Source organism: Lactiplantibacillus daoliensis, assembly GCF_005405005.1.
GTDB lineage: Bacteria > Bacillota > Bacilli > Lactobacillales > Lactobacillaceae > Lactiplantibacillus > Lactiplantibacillus daoliensis.
The window spans coordinates 40,504-47,248 of record NZ_BJDH01000012.1; the positions used below are offsets into that span (position 1 = coordinate 40,504).

General features: G+C 43.5%; 5 protein-coding genes. 4 read left to right on the top strand and 1 reads right to left on the bottom strand.

Features of this window, described 5'->3' with window-relative positions:
• The first annotated feature begins 2 nt into the window (after positions 1-2).
• Positions 3-1,043, top strand: a complete 1,041-nt coding sequence (locus FFM64_RS11725) for a lysylphosphatidylglycerol synthase transmembrane domain-containing protein (protein ID WP_137608221.1) — start codon at positions 3-5, stop codon at positions 1,041-1,043.
• Positions 1,044-1,101: 58 nt separating this feature from the next.
• Entirely contained in the window at positions 1,102-2,334 is a 1,233-nt protein-coding gene (locus FFM64_RS11730) for a D-alanyl-D-alanine carboxypeptidase family protein (protein ID WP_137608222.1), read from the top strand.
• 69 nt (positions 2,335-2,403) lie between these two features.
• Here the strand turns inward: FFM64_RS11730 and FFM64_RS11735 are convergent, their stop codons facing one another.
• A complete protein-coding gene (locus tag FFM64_RS11735) occupies positions 2,404-3,588 on the bottom strand; it encodes a pyridoxal phosphate-dependent aminotransferase (RefSeq protein WP_137608223.1) in 1,185 nt (394 codons plus the stop codon).
• A gap of 192 nt (positions 3,589-3,780) precedes the next feature.
• On the opposite strand from FFM64_RS11735, the gene FFM64_RS11740 reads away from it, so the two are divergent.
• Together FFM64_RS11740 and FFM64_RS11745 are read left to right on the top strand one after the other, a co-directional pair.
• A complete protein-coding gene (locus FFM64_RS11740; protein ID WP_137608224.1) occupies positions 3,781-4,017 on the top strand; it encodes a YkuJ family protein in 237 nt (78 codons plus the stop codon).
• Between the two features lie 146 nt (positions 4,018-4,163).
• Entirely contained in the window at positions 4,164-6,260 is a 2,097-nt protein-coding gene (locus FFM64_RS11745) for an LTA synthase family protein (protein ID WP_137608225.1), read from the top strand.
• Positions 6,261-6,745 lie beyond the last annotated feature (485 nt).

Genomic DNA, 6,745 nt, shown 5'->3' on the forward strand with positions numbered 1-6,745 from the left:
CCATGACTAGAAAAAATGTGTGGTCATTGCTGGTCATGGTGTTACTCGGGGTAGGGATTTCATGGTACTCCTTGCGTAATGTCAATATCAGTAACATGATGACCGATATTGCACAACTCAATTGGTGGTGGCTGCTGGTGGCCCTCGGCTGTGTCGGCCTGTATTTTGGGCTAGAAGCAGTTGTCGTGCAAAAGTTCGTCCGACACCGCTACAAGCACTATTCATTCCGTAGCGCACTGCGCGTACCATTAGCGGAACAATTATTTAACGGGATCACGCCATTTTCTTCGGGTGGACAACCCGCGCAAATCTTTGTGATGGCCCAATCAGGAATTGATGCAGGTCGGGCGAGCTCTGTGGCATTGATGAAATTCGTGGTCTTTCAAGCAATGGTCGTGCTGAATTTCTTGTTTGCAATGTTAATTGGGTTTAATTACTTAGCGGCCAAGTTAAGTTATTTGTCCCTATACGTCTTTTTTGGCTTTCTAATTCATTTTGCCGTCATTGTTGGCTTATTGTTGGTGATGTACTGGTATAATTTCACAAAGCGAGCCGTGAAAGTCGTGTTAATTCCGGTCGGTTGGTTCATGAAAGCTGAACGGTTCGGAAAATTACAAGCAAATATTAGTGAAAAAATCGACTCATTTTACGAAGAGAGTCTGCGGATGACCAAAGATTGGCGAATGCTGCTGGAAGTCAGTGTGATCACATTCCTGCAACTGCTGTTCTACTACCTGATTCCGTATTTTATCATGCGGGCAATGGGGTATACTGGCATCAATGTCATCATGGTGACCAGCCTGAACGTGCTGATTTTCTTGGTCACGTCGCTCTTTCCAATCCCAGGTGGTGCCGGTGGTGCCGAGTTTGGATTTACTGAACTCTTTGCCAAGTTTATTCCGAGTCATAGTAAGTTGATTTTGGCCATGTTAATTTGGCGAATTTTGACTTACTATTTAGGCCTGTTTTTGGGGATGATTGCGATGGCCATGCGACCAGAAAAAGCTGAAGAAATTAAGGTCGACGAGCTATCGGAAAAATAAGCAGGAAGCGCTAGCGAGCAGCCGGCGCTTTTTAATTAGTCAAAAGGGAATGATTTAGGTGAAATTAGGGGAAAAACGAGTCTGGTTAGGATTTCTGGCGATAATTATTGGGTTAAGTGCGGTTACTTTGACTGCCAGTGCGAGCGGTGATCCGGCCAATGAGCTGAAAGCGGCCTACATTGTCGATGCCGATACCGGGCAAGCCGTGTATGCGGATCATGCGGAGACTAAGCTGCCGATTGCGTCGTTAAGTAAGTTGATGACGCTTGATTTGGTCGTGCATGCGGTTAAAAGTGGTCAAATTAAGTGGACAGATAATGTTCCGATTAGCGATCAGGTTCGTAAGCTGGCTGAGAGTGCCACCTTGTCAACGATGCCAATGGCTGAACACGACAAGTTCACGGTTAAGGAGCTGTTCGCGGCCACTTTAGTTGGGTCTTCAAATAGTAGCGCAATCGCACTTGGTGAGTTAGTTGGCGGCAGTAACGCTAAGTTTATTCAATTGATGAATAAACAGGCTAAGTGCTGGCAACTTGAGGCTCATTTTGTTAGTGCTTCGGGGCTGGATAATACCGATTTAACGAAATATCACTATAACTTGCCAGGAACTAGTGATCAGGCTCAAAATTTGGTCTCTGCGCACGCAATTACGACGGTTGCAAGACATTTATTGCGGGATGATCCAGAAGTGATTACGATTGCGAACCAAGCCGCTGTCAAAGTTCGTAATTACCGTGTGCCGACGTCAGTTAAAATTCTTAAAGGGCAGTCGGAATATGATGCCACGGTCCCAGTGGATGGGTTAAAAACGGGTTATACCGCGAAGGCGGGGGCTTGTCTAGTGGCGACCTTCAAACAGGGTGGTCATCGGATGATTGCAACCACCCTAGGCGGCGCATGGCAGTACAGTGCGAGCGCAAACTTGCGAGCCCAAGTTCAACAGCAGGAGCGTTATCAACGGATTACGCCAGCAACTATTGACTATCAGATTCCTGGAACCAGTACTAAGGTGAAATTGATGGCGAAGACGGTCCAACGACGCTGGGTGAATGTTCGGCAACCGTTACAACAAACTGAAGTTCCGGTTTTACCGTTAAAGGCGAGTCAACCGAATTATTTAGGCAAACGGATGACGGTGATGCAGTTGCGGTTAACCGATCCGACCGCTGGCACGATGACAACTGTGGATTATGTCACGGCCCATGCTCATGCATTACCTGGCCCAATGCAGTTGGCGACTACGGTGAAAACTAGTGCGCGGATTCAATCGTTGCTGCCAGTTGAATACTAAAAAATCACGTTAACTCACTTGCATCTGATCTGCAGCGTGAATTAACGTGATTTTTTTGTTGTTCAGAAGTTAGTGTTGATTGGCGGGGTCATGGATATAGGCCGTCAAGCGATCCATCGCTTTTTGCAATTTTTCCATGCTAGCAGCATAGCTGAGTCGAACATAGCCTTCGCCTTCAGCACCGAAGCCCGTCCCAGGAATAATTGCCAAATGGTTTTTACGTGCTAAATCTTTACAGAAGGCCATCGAGTCTTGTTCGTAGCCCGCGGGTATTTTAGCAAAAATATAGAACGCACCAGTTGGGCGAGCAATCTTGAAGCCCAGACCGTTCATGACCTTATAAACGAAGTCACGGCGCTTTTGATATTCAGCACGCATTGGCAATGCATCGTCCATGCCGTTTGCCAAAGCCTCAATCCCAGCCTTTTGGGCGATGGTTGTTGCGGCGGTGACGAAATACTGATGAACTTTCTTCATCTGTGCCGTTAATTCCTTCGAGGCAAATAGGAAGCCGATTCGCCAGCCGGTCATTGCGTGTGACTTAGAAAGGCCGTTGATCAAAATTGTTTCGTCAGGCAGGTAGTTTGCAATTGAGACATGGTCACTGCCATATGTTAGTTCACTATAGATTTCATCAGAAACGACCCACAAGTTGTGGCGCTTGAAGCAGGCAGCTAATGCCTTAACTTCATCGGCGACATAGGTGACCCCAGTCGGGTTGTTCGGGTAGTTCAAGACGATGCCTTTAAAATGTTCATCGGGATGGGCAGCAATGAAGTCGTCAACCATCTTCGGGGTGATGACAAAATCGTTGACGCCAGTGTCCATAAAGAGTGGGGTGGCACGGGCTTCCTGAATGATCGGAATGTACGCCGGGAAGATTGGCGAGGGGATGATGATGGCATCGCCAGGATTACAGATGGTCGTTAAGGCGGTGGCAATGGCTTCAGTTGCACCGACAGTGACTAACACTTGGTCTTCAGGGTCATAATGATTGCCGTACTTTTTAGCTTGGAAATTCGCGGCTGCTTGACGTAGCTCAAGTAAGCCGGCCATCCCAGTGTAGTGTGAAAAGTTTTGATCAATGGCTTCTTTAGCAGCAGCTTTGACATGTTCAGGTGTATTGAAATCCGGTTCGCCGAGTGTTAATTTGACCATGTCAGGAATTGCACTGACTTCTTCGTCGAATTGACGAATCGTTGAAACTTGAATTTGAGCAATGGTATCGTTGAGATCATCTCTAAATAGTGTCATGATCAGGACTCCTTTTATATTTTTATAACTTGTCTTAATTTTATCACAACTAAGACCCGACAAAGCGGGACATTGCGGTATAATTGACTTGGGAAAAATTAGGGTAAAACGGGGCTTTATATTAAAAAGGCGTGTTATTAGTCCCATTTTTTGCTAGAATAAAAACAAAACTTAAGGAGCGAGATTATTATAATGGAAAAATCTGAATTATCTGCAATTCTCAAACGACTCGAAGCAATGCGGACGACGGAAGCTGCTGAGGTCCAATCACGGCGCTTTGAAAAAGAAGGCGTTGAACGTGGTCAAGTCGCTTACGACCCCGCTACCTCAACTTATACTTTACAAGAGTTCAATCCAGACCAAACTTTTGAATTTGATAACATCGATTTAGTTGCGATTGAACTATACGATTTGTTAACGGACAATTAACATTTCCGCCAATTAGATATTTTATAGACTGGTCCATATTATGCGTTGAAACTTGAAGAATTGTTGAAGAATTCTTCAAGAGATTGCGATTTAGCACTCAACCGTTATAATATGGATTTGTTAATAGCAATGACGGAGGAATTATGATGCCCAAATTTATAAAAAACACGGTTGGTAAGGTCAATACCACGCTTGGCTTTTTTACGCTGACCGTGGTCTTATTTTGGCTAAAGACGTATATCGCGTATCAGCATGAGTTTACGCTAGGGGTCAGTGGGACTGTTCAACAGTTTCTACTGATTTTAAATCCATTCCCAACGGCCATTGTGCTCTTGGGGATCGCGCTATATTTCCGGGGCCGTTTGAAGTATTGGTTATTGATGATTATCGATGCCTTACAAACGACCTGGCTTTTTGCCAATATCTTGTACTACCGAGAGTTTTCAGACTTTATGTCTGCCGGTGTGATTAAGAGTTCCGGTGCTGCCAGTAATAATCTTGGGACCAGTTTGGGTCAGATTATCCATGCAACCGACTTTTTAGTTTACGCGGATGTGGTCTTATTGATCCTGTTACTGGTCTTTAAAGTCATTCGGATTGATCCACGACCGTTTAAGATTCGTTATGCAGCAACACTGACCATGATTGGGGTCGCGTTGTTCGCAGTTGACCTAGGCATGTCAGAACATGACCGTTCTGATTTACTGACTCGGACATTTGATAATAACTATATCGTGAAGTATTTAGGTTTAAATACGTATGCGGGCTATAGTTTTTACCAAACGGAAAAGGAAAGTGCAACTCGGGCACAGGCCAGCAGTAGCGATATGAAGAGTGTGTTAGCCTATCTGAAGAAGAACCGGGCTGGCGATAACGTGAAGTACTTTGGTAAAGCCAAAGGTAAAAATGTTTTTGTGATCCATTTGGAAAGTTTCCAGCAGTTTTTGATTGATTATAAGGTCGATGGTAAGGAAGTCACACCTAACCTGAATAAGTTCTATCATGATAAGAGTACGCTCAGCTTTGATAATTTCTATCATCAAGTGGCACAGGGGAAGACCTCGGATGCCGAAATGATGATGGAAAATTCATTGTTCGGGTTGCCAACGGGATCGGCTATGACACAATATGGGACGTCGAACACGTTTCAAGCTGCACCGGCGATCTTGTCGCAAAAAGGTTATACGACCGCTGCGTTCCATGGCGATGTAGCCAGTTTCTGGAATCGTGATAATGCGTATAAGTCTTGGGGCTATAATTACTTTTTCTATTCTGCATATTATAAGGAGAAAGCCGATTATAAAATTGGTTATGGTTTGAAGGATAAGATCTTCTTACGTGATTCGGTTAAGTATCTTGAAAAGTTACCACAACCGTTTTATGCTAAGTTGATCACATTGACTAACCACTACCCATATCCATTGGATAAACAGAATGTGGATATTCCGAAAACGACGACCGGTGACTCAACAGTGGATGGTTACGTCCAAACGGCGCATTATTTGGACCAAGCTTTTGCTGAGTTCATCGCTTACCTGAAGAAGGCGGGACTGTATAAGAATAGCATGATTGTCTTATATGGGGACCATTACGGGATTTCAAATAATCACCGACCAGCCATTGCCCAACTCTTAGGTAAGAAGTCGATTACGAACTTTGATTTGGCTCAGTTCCAGAAGGTGCCATTCATGATTCATTCAGAAGGCATCGAAGGCGGCATCAACCACACATATGGTGGGGAAATTGATGCTTTACCGACGATCTTTGACTTACTGGGAATTAAGAACTCAAATTATATTCAATTTGGGACTGATCTGTTGTCATCACAACATAATCAGACGGTGGCCTTTAGAAATGGGGACTTTGTTTCGCCAACGTACACGAAGTTGGGGAGTACTGTCTATGATTCTAAGACAGGTAAGAAGTTGTCGGATTTGACTACGGCACAAAAGCAAGCAGTCAAACAGATGCAAAATCATGTGACGACAGAACTATCGTTATCAGATCGTGTCATCCAAGGGGACTTGCTACGCTTCTACACACCTAAGGGCTTCAAGAAGGTCAATAAGTCGGATTACAACTATAAAGTTACTAAGACCCTGAAATCGTTGAAGGAACTCCAAAAAGAGAAGAAGACGAGTGTCTTAAGTAAGAATAAGAATAAATCAACTGTTGATTTGTATCAGACGGATGCGCCAGAACTTTCAGATTCAAGTAGTTCTAGCAGCAGTTCAAGTAAATAGCAGTCAAGTGAGGGACGATTACTTCGGTAGTCGTTCCTTTTTGTTTTGCGAAGCGTTACTTCTATAAATTAGGAACAGTTGCATTTTAATTGGGGTCACTATGTTTAGTTTTAGTCGGGAGATTTTATGACTTGAAGTTCTTGTGAAAGCGCCGTAAAATATGTCCTGTTGTTACGTTTGGGATGTATTTGAATTTTTCTGAAATTAATTGGTAAAAATACTTGACCCATGTCGTAATTATTGATATTATATTTCTTGTCGTTAAGAACGACATGCAACAATACTCATCATTATGAATATATCAGGACGTTTAAAACGTTATCTTGAATTTTTATTCAAAATGATTTATAAAAAGTTGTTGACATGTTCTTCTGATGATGATAAACTTTAGTAGTTGTGTTGAGTTATTCAACCAACGAATTAGACCTTTGAAAACTGAACAAAGTTTCGACAAATCAAATGTGTAGGGTCTAGCAATCTTCGAG

What these genes read in the sequence shown, in the direction of transcription:
- FFM64_RS11725 (WP_137608221.1), top strand. Translation starts at nt 3, where the DNA reads ATGACTAGAAAAAATGTGTGGTCATTGCTGGTCATGGTGTTACTCGGG.
- FFM64_RS11735 (WP_137608223.1), bottom strand. Translation starts at nt 3,588, where the DNA reads ATGACACTATTTAGAGATGATCTCAACGATACCATTGCTCAAATTCAA.
- FFM64_RS11740 (WP_137608224.1), top strand. Translation starts at nt 3,781, where the DNA reads ATGGAAAAATCTGAATTATCTGCAATTCTCAAACGACTCGAAGCAATG.
- FFM64_RS11745 (WP_137608225.1), top strand. Translation starts at nt 4,164, where the DNA reads ATGCCCAAATTTATAAAAAACACGGTTGGTAAGGTCAATACCACGCTT.